Below are 16,311 nucleotides of genomic sequence, written 5' to 3' on the forward strand. Positions count from 1 at the left end.
TTGTAACTACAGCGCCTGCGATTGCGCAGAGCGTCAAAATCCGCGGGGGCGAGCACCAGGGCTTTTCGCGTCTCGTCTTCGACCTGCCCAAACGTGTGGATTGGTCCATAGATGACTTTGGGGATGGATTTATCCTGCGCTTTGCTGAAAACGCCCTTGTTCTGGATACGAGTACAGTCTTTGCCAAACTTGAGAATTCCAGAATTGGCACAGTCAAAACGGCCAAGGCCTCCAGCTCAGTATTTGTCGAATTGGCCTGCGCCTGTCGCGTTGAAACTTTTTGGCACGGGCATTCAATGCTCGTTGTTGATGTTGTTGATGAAGCAAGCCCAAACGTGTTTCGTCTTGCCCAGACACATGAAATCACGGATCAGATTGAACCCGACGGCCCTGCAGTGCCTTCGATCACGTTGCCACAGAGAAGGAGGTCGCGAACGGGGCAAATTTTTGAATCGACCGCTGATTTGAGTGACGCCTTGGTTGGCGAAGTGCCTCAAGCTTCAGAAAACTCAGTTCAAGCCGAGGCAATTTCCAAGACCCATAAAGAGCTTCTGCAACAATTGGCAAGGGCCGCGACACAAGGTCTACTGACGGCAAAGACTGCTTTCAAAGACCGTACAGCGATGAGCGACCCGGGCAGTTCTGTTTCCGAGGAGCAAACGCCTGACACGTTAAGAAAACCAGATGAAATGGCCACAGATCCTAACCTAGCAGATAGCCTGAGTGTAAGTGCAGTCACGAGCATGGATCGCGATTTCTTGGAAGGGCTGGCTGCGGCGAGGACGGCAAGTTTCACATCCCGATGTCTGGACCCGGATCGTGTGGACGTGGGGTCTTGGGTCAGTGGCTTATCCTTTGCTCAGCAGGTTGGGCCATTGCGAGCAGAACTCACAAATGAGATCGATCGCCCAAACCAGAAAATTGCAGAAAGATTGGTGAAATCGTACCTGTATTTTGGGTTCGGTTTGGAAGCATTGAATGTGCAACACGTTATGTTTTCATCGCATGATGACACCGAAATCTATGCTGCTCTTGCAAACATAGTGGATGGCCAACCCATGTCGGAAACCTCGGTCTTTCAAGATCAACTGACATGCAACGGTCCAACAGCGCTTTGGGCCGCATTGTCTCACGCACATCTTCCAACTGATCTGGACATCAATACAAACGCTATCCTGTTGTCGTTTTCAGAATTGCCAAGACACTTGCGGGCGGATTTGGGTCCAACGCTCTCACGTCTGTTTCTCGACGCGGGGTATCTTGAGCAAAGCGCCCAAGTTTTGCGAGTGCTAGACCGGGTGCCCGAAACAAAAACTCCAGAAGAAGCGTTGGCCAAAGCGCAATATCACGTGGCCACCGGAGAGGACGAATTGGCCATGAGCGACTTTGAAACTGCCATTGTGTCGGACAGCCGTCCTTCGGCAACGGCACTTGTCGAGATGGTTCAAGCCATGTTGGAGCGCGGTGAAAAGATCCCCCAAGACATTGCCGAACTCGTCGGCGCATATGCTTTTGAAAGGCAGTCAGATGATATCGGTTCTGCGCTCATCCGCGTTCACATTCTGGCGCTTGCATCTTCCGGCAATTTCACGGGCGCTTTCGAAATTCTCGAAACAACAAGCGCAATCGATGATGAGGTCAAAAAGACCATTCGTTCTGATCTGGCAGATATTCTGATCGCTTCTACCCAACATTTTGACCTGCTTCGGTTCGCCTTGTCTGGGAAACTGGGCGACGTTCAGTACCTGAATCCCAATACCAGCTTTGCCATCGCACAAGAGTTAAAAACCTCGAGGTTTTATGACGCTGCCTTGCAGTTTTTGAACCGTAGTTTTCCACAAAACCTACAGGCGAATGCTCGGTTGCTACGTGCTGAAATCGTGTTGTTTCAAGGGAATCCCAGAACTGCTGAAGCAGAACTCCTGGGCTTGGATGGGCATGATGCAAATGTCCTTCGCGCGCGCGCCAAAAGTATGTTGGGGAACCATGAACAGGCGTTTGATCTGTATCAGTCTGCAGGAATGACATCTGACGCCACCAGAGAGGCTTGGCTTGCAAAAGATTGGGATAGGCTGCCTGAAGAGAGTGGCGTTTTTGGCGTCATTGCCCAAGTGCACGTCGAAACAGAGCCGCATTCGAACGACGGTCAATTGGCACAAAACAACGCTTTGGTGGACACAGCGTCTGGATCCAGAAGGGCAATTGAGACGATGTTGTCTGCGATGCCGCAGCCCGAAGATATTTCGCAGTAAATTTTCACTCAACTTACAAAATTTAAACGAAAAATCTTCAAAGATAGCTCAAACAATCTCTTGTTTGTTTGAATTTGGAGAAGCCGATGCTGCAACCTTTGATCCCGACATGTTTTGGGGCCGGAGTATTGAGCCCAGCGGCGTCTGACACATTCGTTTTGGCTAGCGAAATGCTACCTGTGGCTTGGCCTGGCGGGACATGAGAATGATCAAGACCGCAACGAGCGCTGTGTTCCAGCCAACTGTTTTACTGGCGCTGGCTCTTATGGCCATCATCATCATGATGATCTTGCCCATGCCAGCATGGGTTCTGGATGTGGGGCTGGCAACCTCATTTGCTTTGGCCATTCTGATTTTCACCGTCACGTTGTTCATCGAAAGACCTTTGGACTTTTCGTCCTTTCCCACCATCCTTCTGGCGTCACTGATGCTTCGACTTTCTCTGAATGTGTCTTCAACGAAATTGATTATTGGGCAGGGACACACGGGGACTGACGCAGCTGGAAACGTGATCGAGGGGTTTGCCAGCTTTGTAATGGGGGGCAACGTTTTCCTGGGATTGGTAGTTTTTGGCGTCCTTCTCATTGTGAACTTCATGGTGATCACCAAGGGCGCCGCGCGCATGGCCGAAGTCGGGGCGCGGTTTGCCCTGGATGGCATGCCAGGTAAGCAAATGGCGATTGATAGCGATATGTCCGCTGGGGCCATTGACCATCAACAAGCCCGCGAGCGCAGAGAGCGAGAGCAACAGGAAACCACCTTTTTCGGCTCGCTCGATGGCGCATCCAAATTCGTTAAAGGCGATGCTGTTGCCGGTGTTTTAATAACGTTGCTCAATCTGGTGGCAGGCCTCATCATGGGCCTGGTTGTCCATGACATGCCCATATCAACTGCCTTTGAGACTTACGCAATTTTAACGGTTGGGGACGGGCTTGTGACGCAAATACCCGCCGTCATCATCTCAATCGCCTCTGCCTTGCTATTGGCAAGAGGTGGATCGCAAGGCGCAACAGATATCGCGCTCTTTGCTCAGCTAAGCCGTCATCCGTCTGCGATGCTGACTGTTGCGTTCCTGATGATCCTTTTTGCCATCGTGCCCGGGCTGCCATTCGTTCCGTTCACGATTGGAGGGCTCGTGCTGGGTAGCGCTGCATTCTGGCTGATTTCCCAACAAAAAGGGTCTGCAGAGCAAACAGCGGAGCCCGCGCCAGCCGTTACCCCAGCCGTGAAGTCGCTGGGCGATCTTCTGGACTTGGATGATGTGCATGTCGAGTTTGCGCCAGACCTGGTGAATATGGTGCTGGACCCTGGCACGGGGCTGGACGCACGAATAGACAATATGCGTCGCCACATCGCCAGTCATTATGGTTTGCTACTGCCCGAAATCCGTCTCACGGATGAGCCATCTTTGCAGCCCGGCACATATCTGATCCGCATCCAGGGTGTCGAACAAGCACGCGCGATTTTGAGACTTGACCATGTTTTGGCCCTTGATCCGGCAAACCATCCCTCTTTGCCAAGTGGTGAAACCGTCAGTGAGCCCGTATACGGCGCGCCCGCGCGCTGGATTCCTCAATCTGCCGAAGAAGATGCAGCCGTCTCTGGGGTAACATTGGTATACCCCGCCGAAGTTCTTGCGACGCATTTGCTTGAAGTGATCAAACGCAACCTTGGGCGGTTACTCACCATGAAATCGATGCGCGCTTTGCTTGATGAAATGGTGAACCTAAGCGACCCAGGACGATCAGACGCCAACCGAAAGTTACTCGACGAAATGGTGCCGGATCGGGTTCCAACAGATTTGCTGCACGCGGTGCTCAGATTGCTTTTGAACGAGCAGGTCTCAATACGAAACATGCCACTCATCCTCGAAGCACTATCCGAGGCCAGGCAAATTCACAAATCGACCGAAGCCATGTGTGAGCATGTGCGTCAGCGTCTGGGATTTCAACTGGTGTCGGCCATTGTAAACGATGATGGTAACCTGCCGCTCATTCAATTGGCGCCAGAGTGGGAAGACACGTTTCTAACTTACCAGGTCGAAACAGATCGAGGTCGGTTGGACGTCGCCCTGCCGCCGGAACTTTTCAACGCCCTGACCTCTGCGGCATCAGAACAAGTTTCACAAGCCACTGAACGAGGCGTTTACCCCGCAATTGTGACTTCGGCCCCGCGCCGGCGGTTTTTGCGTACAGTTCTATTGGCAAAAAGCATCACAAACCCCGTGATGTCATTTGAGGAAATTGGTGTCGATGCTCAACCCACATTGGTTGGCATCATTCCAGCATGACTGAGTTTGCTGCCCTACTTGATCTGACAAATCAGGTGCTCTGGGCACACTTTGTTGTGTTCTTGCGTGTCGCTCCCGCCATGGCGTTGTTTCCAGGACTGGGAGAGCAGTCTATCCCGGTGCGGTTCAAGTTGACTCTGGCGTTGGTGTTCACCGTTGTTGTGACCCCTGCGCTTGCGCCCGACCTGATCAAAACTACCAACAGTATAACGGTTTTTGTCCAAATCATCTTCATCGAAACCGGCATTGGCACGCTGATTGGCATCGGTCTCCGGCTTTTTCTTTTGGCGCTTCAAACCGCGGGTTCGATCGCAGCCCAAGTCACGTCTTTGTCTCAGATTCTGGGTAGTGCAGGCGTAACGCCATTGCCGGCGATGGGGCACCTTCTGGCAATTGGGGCACTGACCTTGGGAATGATTTTGGGACTACACGTGCACTTGGCCACCATGCTGGTTCTAACCTATGACGTCCTGCCGACGGCAATGGTCCCGAGCGCAAATTCTGTTGCGCAATGGGGTATTCATAATGTCGCCGCCGCGTTTTCCCTAGCCTTCACATTGGCCGCGCCGTTCGTGATCGTCTCGGTACTCTACAACGTGACGCTTGGCGTGATAAACCGTGCGATGCCGCAAATGATGGTCGTCTTCATCGGGGCACCGGTGATTACCTTGACCGGCCTATTCCTGTTGTTTTTGCTGTCACCGATCATGCTGCGGCTTTGGGTCGAAGGGTTTCAGGCTTTCATGATCAATCCATTTGAGATCGACCGATGAGCGGTAAACCCGATGACGATTCAGAAAAGTCGCACGAGCCGACGCCGCACAAACTGGCAGAAGCACGTAAGAAAGGGCAGATTGCCAAGTCAACCGACCTGACCACGGCGGCGGCCTATGGCGGATTTTTGTTAACCGCACTTGTGGCAGGAGAGGCGTCTGTGGATACACTGGCGGTGCTCTTCAAAGCGTTGATCGTGCAGTCAAACTCTTTTGCAGATCTTATATTTGAGGGCAGTGACCAAGTTGTTTTGGGATCAATCCTGAACGTGCTCGCGGCGGGATTGTTGGCCTGGTTCATTATTCCCGCTGCAACAGCGCTCGCATCAGTGGTCGCCCAGCGCAGTTTCATCGTGACGCCCTCCAAACTTACGCCCAAGCTTTCCAGGATCAGCCTTGTTCAAAATGCAAAGAACAAATTCGGACCATCGGGTCTATTCGAGTTCTTCAAGAATTTCGCAAAGCTGCTTTTGTATTCCTGTTTGCTCGCTGTCTTTCTCATTTACCGGCTGCCTGATCTGGCCGGGAGCGTGCATGCCGAACCCGCCCAGATCGGAGCGCTGCTGACTCGGGTCTTGATTGACTTCATGTTTGTGGTTTTGGTGATCGCAATGGCAGTCGGTGCTGTGGACTATACCTGGCACTACTTCGATCACCTGAGGCAAAATCGCATGTCGCATCAGGAGCTAAAAGAAGAGTTCAAGCAAAACGAGGGTGATCCGCATCTCAAAAACGAACGCCGCCAACGGGCCGCAAGGATAGCGTCTGAGCAGATGATCGCCGAAGTGCGTGACGCGGAAGTGGTGATCATGAACCCGACGCACTTTGCTGTGGCTTTGAAATGGAGTCGAGAACCCGGCGCTGCGCCGGTCTGTGTGGCCAAAGCTGTAGATCACATGGCGCTGGCCATTCGGGACGTGGCCATAGAGCATGGCGTGCCGGTGCGCCGAGACGCGCCAACGGCACGTGCACTTTTTGCATCAACAGAAATTGGCGAAGAAATCGATCCGTCTCATTACCGCGCCGTGGCTGCCGCTGTTCGATTCGCGGAAAACATGCGCAAGCGTGCGAGGTCCATGTGATGAAGAAGGATGTGCATCGCGAATTGCTGCGTCTGACGGAAGCCAAATACGAGGCGGATCTGTCAAACCTAAGAGCTTTGCGCGAAGCCGAAGCGCGCGTTCAGCAGGCGCTAAGGGATATGGATGACGTGCACAAAAGAAATGCCGCGGCTTTGCGTTGCGAAACGTCAGGACAAAAATCTCTGGGCGGGGATGTTCTGTGGCAAGCTTGGATGAGTCGCGCGCGGATAGCAAAGCAAATGGAAATTGCACAGATGCGCGTGCAAAAAGAACATTTGATGCAAAAACTGCGCATGTCCTTTGGGCGTAAAGAGGCTGTGCGCGCGCTCCAGGAATACCAGTCCCAGAGCATTCGCAAGCAAATCAACAAACGATATCAGTCAGATCAGGAATGCTTGGGTGTCCTGAATACAGCTTATAGATCCAAACATCAGTGAACTCAGATGTCCTGACGCGCAATGTCGGTGATTAGAACGCCGGTCACAACACCCCCTACAATTGTCTGAGCCGAATCTGTAAGTGCCGTGCGGAGCACGTCCATATTTCGCGCTTCGGTGAACTCGCCTTGGAAACCGCCCATATTCGCATGATCAAACAGCACCTGCAAAAAGGCATCTCGCAATTTGGGCTCAACAGCGTAGATAGCGCTGGTTTCTCCCTGGGTAATTTCAATACTCAATGACATTACCACCAGTGCTTTGACCAAGTCCCCAGAAACAACGGGCACAACAAATTGATTGTTGAGTTTAACGTATTCAGCGGCTGTCTCTTCAGCGCTGTCTTCTGATTTCTCTGAGTGGTCTGCGTCTTGTTCTGGCTTAGGCTCGTGCGCCACCTCCGTAGCTTGTTCTTCAACAGGAGGTTGCAAATAATATGCCGCACCACCCCCACCAGCGACGCCAACCGTGCACATCAGAAAAGGAATAAGAACTGCTTTCATGTCAACGGCTCAAAATGGCAAAATCATATCGAGAACTTGCTGCCCATAGCGCGGCTGCTGCATGTCGGAGATTTGCCCACGACCGCCATAAGAAATTCTGGCAGATGCAATTTTGTCATAAGTAATTTCATTGCGCCGTGAAATATCCTCAGGCCGCACAAAACCCTGCACCAAGAGTTCGCGCAGCTCAAAATTCACGCGAACTTCCTGAGAGCCGCGAATTTCCAGAACCCCATTTGGCAGCACCTGGGTAACGGCGGCGGCTATGCGAAGCGTTAATTCTTCTTGTCGACTGACCGACCCATTTCCACCGGAACTGGCCGAAGAATCAATGTTCACCGCTTCTGCGGAACTGGCACCTTCGGGAAGCCGAGGATCTATACGTTGCGGAATGCTCAAGAGGTCAGGAACACTTAGCCGTTCCGACGCGGTCCGAGATCGGTCCGTGGAATTGGAAATGGCCGCTTCTTCGTCAATCTCAATGACTACGGTCAGAATATCCCCTTGCTTTACGGCACGCCTGTCTCCCAGAAGAGAACGCTGCCCAGCACTCCAGAGCGACGCGTGGTCAATATCTCGTTTTGGGCTGTATGAGTTGGTAATTGGCGGCGCATTCATGGCACGACGCTCATGTGATCCTTCGCTCGGGGAAAAGCTCGGTGGTTTTCCAAGATGATCGATGCGTCCGCACCCTCCAATAAGGAAGACAACAGCCAAACAGCCAAAGATGAGTTTCAAACCAGACGTCTCCTATTTTGATACGACAACTTGACCGCGCTTTATGACACGGCCAGATACAGTAGCGCGTGATGATAGGTTCATGACACGCACGAAATCCCCGATGCCCGCGCGATCCAATGAGCGACCTTCGGTCACAATACGAAGGCCATTGGTTTCATAGACCAGCTCAACAAGCTGATTACGTTCGACAACTGCAGGGGCCTGTACGTCCTTCTCTCTGATGGGACGCCCGGCATATAGCGCAACGCGCGCCTCCAAACCGATCAGTCTCCCTGGGTCCGTTACACCACCAGGCACATCCTTAGTGATGTAATCGAAGTCACGTTCGGTCAGCACGGTCAGAGGCCGAATGGTATGCGCCGCAACAATCGTATCCGCATGAGCCGGAAGCGCAGACGTCAGGGCCAGAATGAGCAGCGCGAGCAAAAGTCTCATCAGCGGACCTGGGTTGTCGCACTTAACATTTGATCTGCCGCAGTAATCACTTTGGCATTCAGTTCATATCCGCGCTGAGCCTCAATGAGTTCGGTGATTTCGCGCACCGCATCCACCGAACTGTCTTCTAGATAACCTTGCCGAACCGTGCCAAGCCCGTCCTCTCCCGGAGTGCTGGACAGCGGAGTGCCTGAGGCTTCGGTTTCGAGAAACAGATTTCCGCCCACAGCTTCGAGCCCTTTGGGATTGGTAAAACCAACCATATTGATCTGCCCCAAGAGTTGCGCTTCGGTGGCTTCTGCAAAATAAGCATAGACCTCTCCGGCGGCATTGATCGAGATAGACCGGGCGTCGTCAGGGATCGTGATTTCCGGTGCGACCGGATGCCCTTCGGACGTTACGATCAAACCATCCGCTGACCGTTTCATTGCGCCATCTCTGGTATAGGCTGACAATCCCGAAGGCAGGGCGACTTCAAAATAGCCGTTGCCCTCTATGGCAAGGTCAAGATCACCACCGGTTTCCGCCAGTGACCCTTGTGCCAGTGTAATAGATACAGCCGCTGGGCGCACGCCGAGCCCAAGTTGGACGCCGGTTGGCAATACCGTGCCATCCACCGAATTCACAGTGCCGGCGCGCGCCAGTTGCTGATAGTGAAGATCAGCAAACTCGGCACGGCGTGTATTATACCCCGTTGTCGACATATTCGCGAGGTTGTTGGAAATGGTTTCGACCCGCATTTGTTGAGCAGCCATACCGGTTGCTGCAATCTTCAAAGCACGCATATCTTTTTCCTTTTGACTAGCGGGTTAACGTTTTGATCACTTCACGAATGCGATTGTCTTCGGCATCCAGAAAACTCTGGCCCATCTCATAGGCACGCTGAACCTCGATCATCCGTGTCATTTCGTTGACCGGATTGACGTTCGATCCTTCCAGAAATCCCTGCCGCACCTGTGGTTGGGCGACGGCGTCGAACGCGCCATCAACGCGGAACATGACACCACCTTCCCGAATAAGATCGTCAGGGTTTTCAGGCATCACAACACCAAGCTGCCCCAGAAGCCGGTTGCCCGCACTGAGTGTGCCATCCGCTGAAACTCCAAGACTGGTCACGTCAGGTGGGATAAAAATCGGGGCACCGCCGGTGTCCAAAACGCGAAATCCATCATGGGTGACGAGGTCACCTTCAGAAGAGAGCGAAAAGGATCCTGCCCGGCTCAACCGTTCACCACTGGGCGTCTCAACAAGAAAGAAACCATCCCCTTGGATCGCGACGTCCAGCTCAGAGCCGGTTTGCGTCAAAGTTCCGGTGACAAGTGATGTTTGGCCAATGTTGGCGGTTGCCATCGAAAGGGACGGCGCGTGTTCGCTGCGCGACACGTATTCGGAAAAAATGATACCTTCGGCCCGATAGCCAGTCGTCGTACTGTTGGCGATATTATTCGCCACTGTCTGCATTTCTCGCAAAAGTCCGGTTTGACGGTTTAAGGTCGTGTATCCTGTGGCTTCCAAGTCAACCTCCAATCATCAACGGCACAAGCCGATCTTGAAAAAAAGCAACCAAACTCTGGCTAATGAACCCCATGGTGAGCCAAAAAACGGCAACGATGGCTGCAAGCTTCGGTACGAAGGTCAACGTCAGTTCCTGAATTGACGTTAACGCTTGGAACAGACCCACAATCAGGCCAGAGACCAACGCGACGCTCAGGATCGGAATTGACGTGATCACCGCCACCCACAATCCTTGTTTGAGCGTGTCGAAAAAGATGGCTTCTTCCAACACGTGACTACACCGGCATTCTGAGGATTTCCTGATAGGCCTCGACCACCTTGTCCCGCACAGTCACAGCTGTTTCCACGGCCAGTTCTGTTTGCGCCAGAGCTTGGACCATGGCATGAGGGTCGGCTTCACCGACCATCGCCGCCGTCGCCATGGCTTCGCCCTCTTGGAGCGTGGCCGCAAAATCGCGCGCAAGGGTCAATGCCGCGCCACCGGTTTGGGTTTCTGAATTTCGGGGCGCAGTCACGGACCGCGCGGACGCGTAACTGTGAGCGGCATGGATAGTGCTCATGTCCATTCTGGACTCCTTTTTGGTTATCTCCGCAAGAGATCAAGCAAGCTCGAAGACATTTGGCGCGCCTGGTCAAAGAGCTTCAGGTTGGCCTCATAGCTGCGCTGCGCCTCGCGGGCATCGGCAAGCTCGACCACAAGGTTTACATTGGACCCTTTGTAGTGACCCGTTGCATCGGAGAGCGGGTGATTGGGATCAAAAATTTGCTGTAGCTCAGTTTGACCAAGCCGAACTGGTCCCGCCTCAACGCCGCCAATGTGCGGCCCGTTGCGAACCGCCTCGAAAGATACGGTTTTGCGGCGGTATCCTGGTGTATCTACATTCGCGATGTTTTCCGAAACATGGCGCAATCGCTGGCTCTGCGCTTGCAAGGCACTGGCGGAAACCGAAAGAGATTTGCTGAAGTCTGTCATTCATCCAGCCTCACTTAACGACCCAATGACGCGCGCAGCACGGTCATCGCGGACTTGTAGATAGCGATGGCGCGATCATGCTGGCGTTTGACGTCCACGGCATGAAGCATTTCGGTTTCAACAGACACACCGTTGCCGTTTGGATCAGTCGACACACCTGACCGTGTGATGACATCAAACGACTGGTTTGCCGGGACGCCATGCAAATGGGTTTCACGGGTTGCGGTGGGTGAAAACCCTGCGCCCCGATCTGCGAAATGCACGTCAAAAGCAGCGATATCCTTGGCGGCGTATCCCGGAGTGTCCGCATTCGCCATGTTCTGCGCTATCAAGGATTGTCGTGCACCAGCGTGCACGGCTGATCCCTGCGCCATACGGAATATTTCCAAATTTTTAAACATTAGGGGTTCTCCCTTGCGGCCTCAATCAAGGCTTAACCGTGATTCCTTTAGAAATTGTTTTCAGAAAATGATTTGGAGGCCATGATGGCTGTGACGGACTTAACCGCGCTGAAAAATGAGATCTCGACATTGGAACCCGTGCGGTCCGTGGGCCGGGTCTCTTCTGTTGAGGGAACCATGGTTCAGGTGTCTGGTCTGGCGGGCGCGGCGCGATTAGGGGATCGCGTGCGTATCGTTTCGGCAAGTGGTCAATGCGTGTCGGGCGAGATAATTCGTCTTGCCGAACAAGTGGCATCCGTGCTTCCCGATGAAGCGCCTGTTGGAATATCACTGCGCGACCGGGTCATCCTCGGGCGGGACAGCAGGATCTCTCCAGCAGATAGTTGGATTGGGCGCATTGTTGATCCGTTCGGCCGGTCATTGGACGGAAGACCTCTTTTGAAGGGACCACGCGCCAGGCGGCTGCAAACCGCGCCGCCGCCGCCATCCAGGCGCCGCGCGCTAGGAGGCCGGCTTGAAACCGGGATGGCCGTTTTCAATACAATGCTTCCACTTGTGCGCGGTCAACGAATTGGCCTCTTCGCTGGCTCAGGTGTCGGCAAATCACAGCTGCTTGCCACTTTAGGATGCAACATGGCGGCAGATGTTGTCGTTTTTGCCCTTATCGGAGAACGCGGGCGCGAATTGCTGGATTTTGCCCGGAACGGGCTTGGTTCCGAAGGCATGAAGCGTTCGGTCATTGTTGCTGCAACATCTGATCAATCGCCCTTGTTGCGGCGGCAATGCGCGTGGGCGGCCATGTGCGTGGCTGAGCATTTTCGAGACCAGGGCAGACACGTGCTCTTCCTGGCCGACTCGATGACTCGTTTTGCAGAAGCTCATCGCGAGGTGGCCGTAGCCGCGGGTGAATTGCCGGCCTTGCGTGGCTTTCCGGCGTCCACCGCGCACATGTTGATGTCAATTTGTGAAAGAGCGGGGCCAGGAGAAGTGGATCAAGGCGACATCACGGCTGTGCTGAGTGTGCTCGTGGCCGGATCAGATATGGATGAACCAATTTCAGATATCTTGCGCGGCGTTTTAGACGGGCATGTCGTGATGGATCGTCAAATCGCGGAGCGCGGCCGATACCCTGCGATCGATCTTTTGAGATCAGTTTCACGAAGTTTGCCCGCCGCGGCAACAGATTCGGAAAATGCGCTTATCCTTCAGGCGCGCAGTTTACTTGGCAGTTACCAGTCTTCCGAAACAATGGTTCGGGCTGGATTGTATTCGGATGGGAGCGATCCGATATTGGATCAAGCCATACGGGCTTGGCCTGATCTTGATTCATTTGTGGCAGAGCAGGAATCGCAAAATACCCAACACAGCTTCGACCGGTTGGCCTTGATTCTGAGGCGCGCGACGCAATCTCAGCCTGGCAGTTCATCAACCAAGCAGACCAACACGCTTCAGGTCAGATCGTAGACCTGAGAGTGTTGGTAATCTCCTTGCTTTTACAGCCTTGTGTGGCGGCTTCACATGCGAACAAGTATGTCGTTTCAGACTGTTTCTCCAAATCCACTTGTTTTGGAACATGTAGTCTGACGTTGGCGCGCGCAAATTCACCGGTTTGCAACCCTCCCACTTGTCCCAATGAAAAGCGTTTTGGCGTCAGCAAGAGCCTTCGGACTATGCCAAAATACGGGTTAAGTGTGTCTCAGAAACTGTGGTCCGACAAAACCTGTGACGTGGCTTTTCTCGAAGTGGGTTAGGCTTGTAGCAGATTAAGCGCAATGGACATTGGAGATAGCACATTCACGGATTGGATTTGATCGCGAACAAGAAATGAACGCAGGACTCCTCTCTTGTGTCGTCATCGGCCAGTGCGTCTAGCGACTCCAATCCCAGGGTGTCGCGGGATTTTTCCTTAAAAATGTCCAGTTGGCGGTCGATGTCGAGCTGGGCAAAACCATCCGGCAATCCCAATGCGGTTTCAAACACGGCGCGCAACGGTGGAGTTCCCAGGATTCTGAACCAACGAGCATCCTCTGAGGACGACGACTTCGCGATATCAGACAACTCGCGATCAGCATTCAGGCCCAAGCGCATCGCTTCGTTTTGCACGCCCACGGCGACTTCAAATTCGCGTATCCTAAAGAGATCGGTGATTTCGCGGCCAAACCCGGTTTCTATCGTGCGCAATGCTTCCGTCGCGCCAAAGCCAAATGCTGCCGAAAGTTGAGCGTAGCGATCATCCGCCAGCCTGTTGGCCAGGGCATCACCCGCCTGAGATCCTTCATCCAGAACGGTTTTGATCAGGTGACGGTTGTCTATATCGTCTTGAAGACCGAAAGCACCCAAGGCAACGCGCAACAGCCTTCGATCATTGACAAGGTCTTCAGCATTGCGAATTTCCCCGATCTTTTGCTCAAAATACTCTGTGTCCCGCACAATTTCAGGCGATGTGTCGAAAGCACGGCTCTGGCTTTCGATCGTGTTTTGTAGAAACACCCACCCGCTTACACCGGGCAATGGAACAACAGGTTGAAACACTATGCGACGCCCCGTGCAAGGAGCTGGTTTTCGCGCGGCAAAAGCATCCGCAGAGACTTAAGGCACTGGTAATGCTGGTCTTCCAATAGCGCCTCGGTGGCGCTGGCAAGACAGGTTTGACTCTCTGGGTCACGAAACACCTGACCCAACTCTTCGATCCGTCGCACAAGCGACAGCCTGGTTTCGACCGCGTCGCTGTCACCGCTCAGTACCAACTGCACCGCATAACACACGCGTCGCACCGGTGTCGTCGCCGCATCAGGATGAATTGCATCTTTGAGGCGTAGTATATTCGCGTTCGGTGTCAAAATGGACAAGCGCGATCTGCGATCTCCGTTTTCGACCACGGCCCCATTCACCAGAACGCGTTCCTTTGGGCCAAGCTTTAGAACCAATCCCGTCATGACCTTTGCACTCCATTGCGTAAGCCGCGCATCATCGCGCTGTTGATCTCGATCAGAGGGTCCACAGGTTCACTCTGTTTGAGAACCTGCGTGCTGTGCTGGCGGGTGAATTCAGAAAGATAGAGGATCCTCGCGCGTAAGTCTGGTGACAAGGCGTTGGATTGATCCGCAACATCGCTTGCCAGCAAAGTCCAAAGACGGCGATTGTCATGAAGCGCGGCGGCCAGTTCCTTGAACCCGCTTTTCCCCAAGGCAGACGCTTGTTTCAGCCGGCTTGTGATCCTGGCAAATGCCTCAAATTCTGTTTCCTTAGGGGTTTTGACCGATTGAGTTTGGTCTCGATACGCGGTTTGCGCATTTAGGGTAGCGTACACAGCTCGTCCTTCCTCAGGAAAAAAACAGATGAATTTCTTGGATTAGGTGTCTGGGGCGCCAATGCGGCGCCCCAGCATTGTTTAACCTCTGAAGAGCGAGAGGATGGTTTGAGGTGCACTGTTGGCAATCGAGAGCGCCTGAACACCCAACTGTTGTTGAACCTGAAGTGCCTGTAGGCGTGCTGAGGCGGCTTCCATATCGGCGTCCACCAGAGCACCAATGCCTGACTTCAAAGAATCGGTCAGGTTGGAGATAAACTCTGACTGCGTTTCGATCCGACCGCGGACAGATCCGAAATCGGCTGCCGCATCGATGGCTGTCTGGATCAGACCTTCAATGTCGCCCAAAGCACTTTCGGCCCCGGCATCCGTGGTCACATCAATGCCTGCCAGATCTTCAAGTCCGCCACCTTGGCTCACACCAACGGTTTCTACAGCTTGCAGTGAGAAGTTGTTGCCGGTGCCTGTTTCACCAGTGAACGTGATTGTGGCAACACCTGTGCCAGCAACAGTCACAGCAGCGGCAATCGTGGAGGTCGCGGCAAGCGTGCCATCATCAATTGCAGCCGAGACGCGCGCATTAAATGCGTCCGCCAGCGCATTGGCGACGTCTGCCTGGCTGTCACCGTCGCGTGCGACATACGATACGTCACGTGTGGCATCATTGAAGGCGGCACCAACAGTACCGGCCGCACCAGTAATATTGACCTGCACCGCGGTACCGGCTGCGACCGTGTCAATCACAAGCGTCTGCGTCGGTGCGGTTGCCGCACCCGTCAGGGCAACAGCGGATGCGGCATCAAGCGCACCACTGATTGAGCCACCGGATCCTGCGGCCGTCGCCGTTCCGGCCGAATAGTCGGCGACTTCAAGGCCAAGATCGTTTTTCGACACATCAATGTAACTGATGCCTACGGTGCCATCGCTTGCACGGTCCAGAGAGCTCAGGACTTGAACAGTCCCTGTGTCCGCCGTGTTTTCACGATTGGACAAGAGGTTCAAACCGTTGAATTGCGCAGCGCCAGCAACGGCCGTGATTTGATCACGCAGAACGTTGATGTCATCCTGGATTTTGTTGCGGTCAACATTGGACTCCTGGGCGTTGACGATTTTTCCTTTGATGTCAGTCAGCAGATCCGAAATCGTTTCTGCAGCGTTCTGTGCAACGGCCACGGTCGACTCGCCCAGTGAAAGGCTGTCCGAAATCGATTGAAACCCTTTGACGTCGGCCTCCATGACTTTTGAAATCGCCCAAACGGCAGCGTTGTCTTTTGCCGATCCAACGGTTTTGCCCGTCGAGATTTGGCTTTGCGTCATTGCAAGGTTTTTGTTGATTGAACGCAACGTCTGAAGTGCGACCATTGCGCTGTTGTTTGTCAGAATGCTGGACATAAAATGTGTTCCTTTAGCCTGTGGCGCTTTTGCGCCAATTGCAAAACATGCTCACGATATGTGAGCTGCCAATGATGTCGTTCTGACCAGTGCGGGACGAAACCAGCCTGACCCGCGCCACCCGTCTCCGGACGCATCACGGGTTTTGGCGCGGAAGTGCTAAAGGAGTGCTAAGCGGTGCCCAGCTTCTTGCGCAGATTTAGTGAA

Annotated in this window: 19 protein-coding genes; 6 read left to right on the forward strand and 13 right to left on the reverse strand. The window is 53.6% G+C overall.

Annotated features, from left to right (window positions below; genetic code table 11):
- The first annotated feature begins 395 nt into the window (after nucleotides 1-395).
- The 5 genes from RZ517_RS01200 (at nucleotide 396) to RZ517_RS01220 (ending at nucleotide 6,834) form a co-directional block, all read left to right on the forward strand.
- On the forward strand, nucleotides 396-2,252 hold the full coding sequence (locus RZ517_RS01200; protein WP_338549672.1) for a hypothetical protein: 1,857 nt from the start codon (nucleotides 396-398) through the stop codon (nucleotides 2,250-2,252).
- Between the two features lie 205 nt (nucleotides 2,253-2,457).
- On the forward strand, nucleotides 2,458-4,542 hold the full coding sequence (gene flhA, locus RZ517_RS01205; protein WP_338549673.1) for a flagellar biosynthesis protein FlhA: 2,085 nt from the start codon (nucleotides 2,458-2,460) through the stop codon (nucleotides 4,540-4,542).
- The gene (locus tag RZ517_RS01210; protein ID WP_338549674.1) at nucleotides 4,539-5,315 is read left to right on the forward strand and encodes a flagellar biosynthetic protein FliR; all 777 of its coding nucleotides are present in this window, start codon (nucleotides 4,539-4,541) and stop codon (nucleotides 5,313-5,315) included. The genes flhA and RZ517_RS01210 overlap by 4 nt, the downstream gene beginning before the upstream one ends.
- Nucleotides 5,312-6,397: an EscU/YscU/HrcU family type III secretion system export apparatus switch protein gene (locus RZ517_RS01215; protein ID WP_338549676.1), complete on the forward strand. Its 1,086-nt coding sequence runs from the start codon at nucleotides 5,312-5,314 to the stop codon at nucleotides 6,395-6,397. Before RZ517_RS01210 ends, RZ517_RS01215 begins: the two co-directional genes overlap by 4 nt.
- Nucleotides 6,397-6,834: a hypothetical protein gene (locus RZ517_RS01220; RefSeq protein WP_338549677.1), complete on the forward strand. Its 438-nt coding sequence runs from the start codon at nucleotides 6,397-6,399 to the stop codon at nucleotides 6,832-6,834. Before RZ517_RS01215 ends, RZ517_RS01220 begins: the two co-directional genes overlap by 1 nt.
- Before the next feature lie 2 nt (nucleotides 6,835-6,836).
- On the opposite strand, the gene RZ517_RS01225 is transcribed toward RZ517_RS01220, so the two are convergent.
- The 9 genes from RZ517_RS01225 to RZ517_RS01265 are packed head-to-tail and all read right to left on the reverse strand — an operon-like array spanning nucleotide 6,837 to nucleotide 11,402.
- Nucleotides 6,837-7,337: a flagellar basal body-associated FliL family protein gene (locus RZ517_RS01225; protein WP_338549678.1), complete on the reverse strand. Its 501-nt coding sequence runs from the start codon at nucleotides 7,335-7,337 to the stop codon at nucleotides 6,837-6,839.
- A 9-nt stretch (nucleotides 7,338-7,346) separates the two neighbouring features.
- Nucleotides 7,347-8,066, reverse strand: coding sequence for a flagellar basal body L-ring protein FlgH (flgH, locus tag RZ517_RS01230; protein ID WP_422395589.1), 720 nt, complete (start codon nucleotides 8,064-8,066; stop codon nucleotides 7,347-7,349).
- A gap of 21 nt (nucleotides 8,067-8,087) precedes the next feature.
- Nucleotides 8,088-8,513 (reverse strand): flagellar basal body P-ring formation chaperone FlgA, encoded by a 426-nt coding sequence (gene flgA, locus RZ517_RS01235; RefSeq protein ID WP_338549680.1) that lies wholly within the window; start codon nucleotides 8,511-8,513, stop codon nucleotides 8,088-8,090.
- Nucleotides 8,513-9,298 (reverse strand): flagellar basal-body rod protein FlgG, encoded by a 786-nt coding sequence (flgG, locus tag RZ517_RS01240; RefSeq protein ID WP_338549681.1) that lies wholly within the window; start codon nucleotides 9,296-9,298, stop codon nucleotides 8,513-8,515. The genes flgA and flgG overlap by 1 nt, the downstream gene beginning before the upstream one ends.
- A 16-nt stretch (nucleotides 9,299-9,314) precedes the next feature.
- A complete protein-coding gene (locus RZ517_RS01245; RefSeq protein ID WP_338549682.1) occupies nucleotides 9,315-10,028 on the reverse strand; it encodes a flagellar hook-basal body complex protein in 714 nt (237 codons plus the stop codon).
- Between the two features lies 1 nt (nucleotide 10,029).
- Nucleotides 10,030-10,299: a flagellar biosynthetic protein FliQ gene (locus tag RZ517_RS01250; RefSeq protein ID WP_338549683.1), complete on the reverse strand. Its 270-nt coding sequence runs from the start codon at nucleotides 10,297-10,299 to the stop codon at nucleotides 10,030-10,032.
- Nucleotides 10,300-10,303: 4 nt separating this feature from the next.
- A complete protein-coding gene (gene fliE, locus RZ517_RS01255; RefSeq protein WP_338549684.1) occupies nucleotides 10,304-10,594 on the reverse strand; it encodes a flagellar hook-basal body complex protein FliE in 291 nt (96 codons plus the stop codon).
- 17 nt (nucleotides 10,595-10,611) lie between these two features.
- A complete protein-coding gene (gene flgC, locus RZ517_RS01260; protein WP_338549685.1) occupies nucleotides 10,612-11,001 on the reverse strand; it encodes a flagellar basal body rod protein FlgC in 390 nt (129 codons plus the stop codon).
- 14 nt (nucleotides 11,002-11,015) lie between these two features.
- Complete coding sequence (locus tag RZ517_RS01265) at nucleotides 11,016-11,402, reverse strand: FlgB family protein (protein WP_338549686.1); 387 nt, start codon at nucleotides 11,400-11,402, stop codon at nucleotides 11,016-11,018.
- A gap of 84 nt (nucleotides 11,403-11,486) precedes the next feature.
- Between RZ517_RS01265 and RZ517_RS01270 the strand changes: the two genes are divergently transcribed.
- Nucleotides 11,487-12,866 (forward strand): FliI/YscN family ATPase, encoded by a 1,380-nt coding sequence (locus RZ517_RS01270; RefSeq protein ID WP_338549687.1) that lies wholly within the window; start codon nucleotides 11,487-11,489, stop codon nucleotides 12,864-12,866.
- Nucleotides 12,867-13,196: 330 nt separating this feature from the next.
- Here the strand turns inward: RZ517_RS01270 and RZ517_RS01275 are convergent, their stop codons facing one another.
- The 4 genes from RZ517_RS01275 to RZ517_RS01290 form a co-directional block, all read right to left on the reverse strand.
- Nucleotides 13,197-13,934, reverse strand: coding sequence for a DUF1217 domain-containing protein (locus RZ517_RS01275; RefSeq protein ID WP_338549688.1), 738 nt, complete (start codon nucleotides 13,932-13,934; stop codon nucleotides 13,197-13,199).
- Nucleotides 13,934-14,338: a flagellar biosynthesis repressor FlbT gene (gene flbT / locus RZ517_RS01280; RefSeq protein WP_338549689.1), complete on the reverse strand. Its 405-nt coding sequence runs from the start codon at nucleotides 14,336-14,338 to the stop codon at nucleotides 13,934-13,936. The genes RZ517_RS01275 and flbT overlap by 1 nt, the downstream gene beginning before the upstream one ends.
- The gene (gene flaF, locus RZ517_RS01285) at nucleotides 14,335-14,712 is read right to left on the reverse strand and encodes a flagellar biosynthesis regulator FlaF (RefSeq protein WP_338549690.1); all 378 of its coding nucleotides are present in this window, start codon (nucleotides 14,710-14,712) and stop codon (nucleotides 14,335-14,337) included. Before flaF ends, flbT begins: the two co-directional genes overlap by 4 nt.
- Nucleotides 14,713-14,793: 81 nt before the next feature.
- Nucleotides 14,794-16,104 carry a flagellin gene (locus RZ517_RS01290; RefSeq protein ID WP_338549691.1) on the reverse strand — a complete coding sequence of 437 codons (1,311 nt, stop codon included), beginning with the start codon at nucleotides 16,102-16,104 and terminating at the stop codon, nucleotides 14,794-14,796.
- Nucleotides 16,105-16,311: the final 207 nt, after the last annotated feature.

The sequence above is a fragment of the Roseovarius sp. S88 genome, from assembly GCF_037023735.1.
Lineage (GTDB): Bacteria > Pseudomonadota > Alphaproteobacteria > Rhodobacterales > Rhodobacteraceae > Roseovarius > Roseovarius phycicola.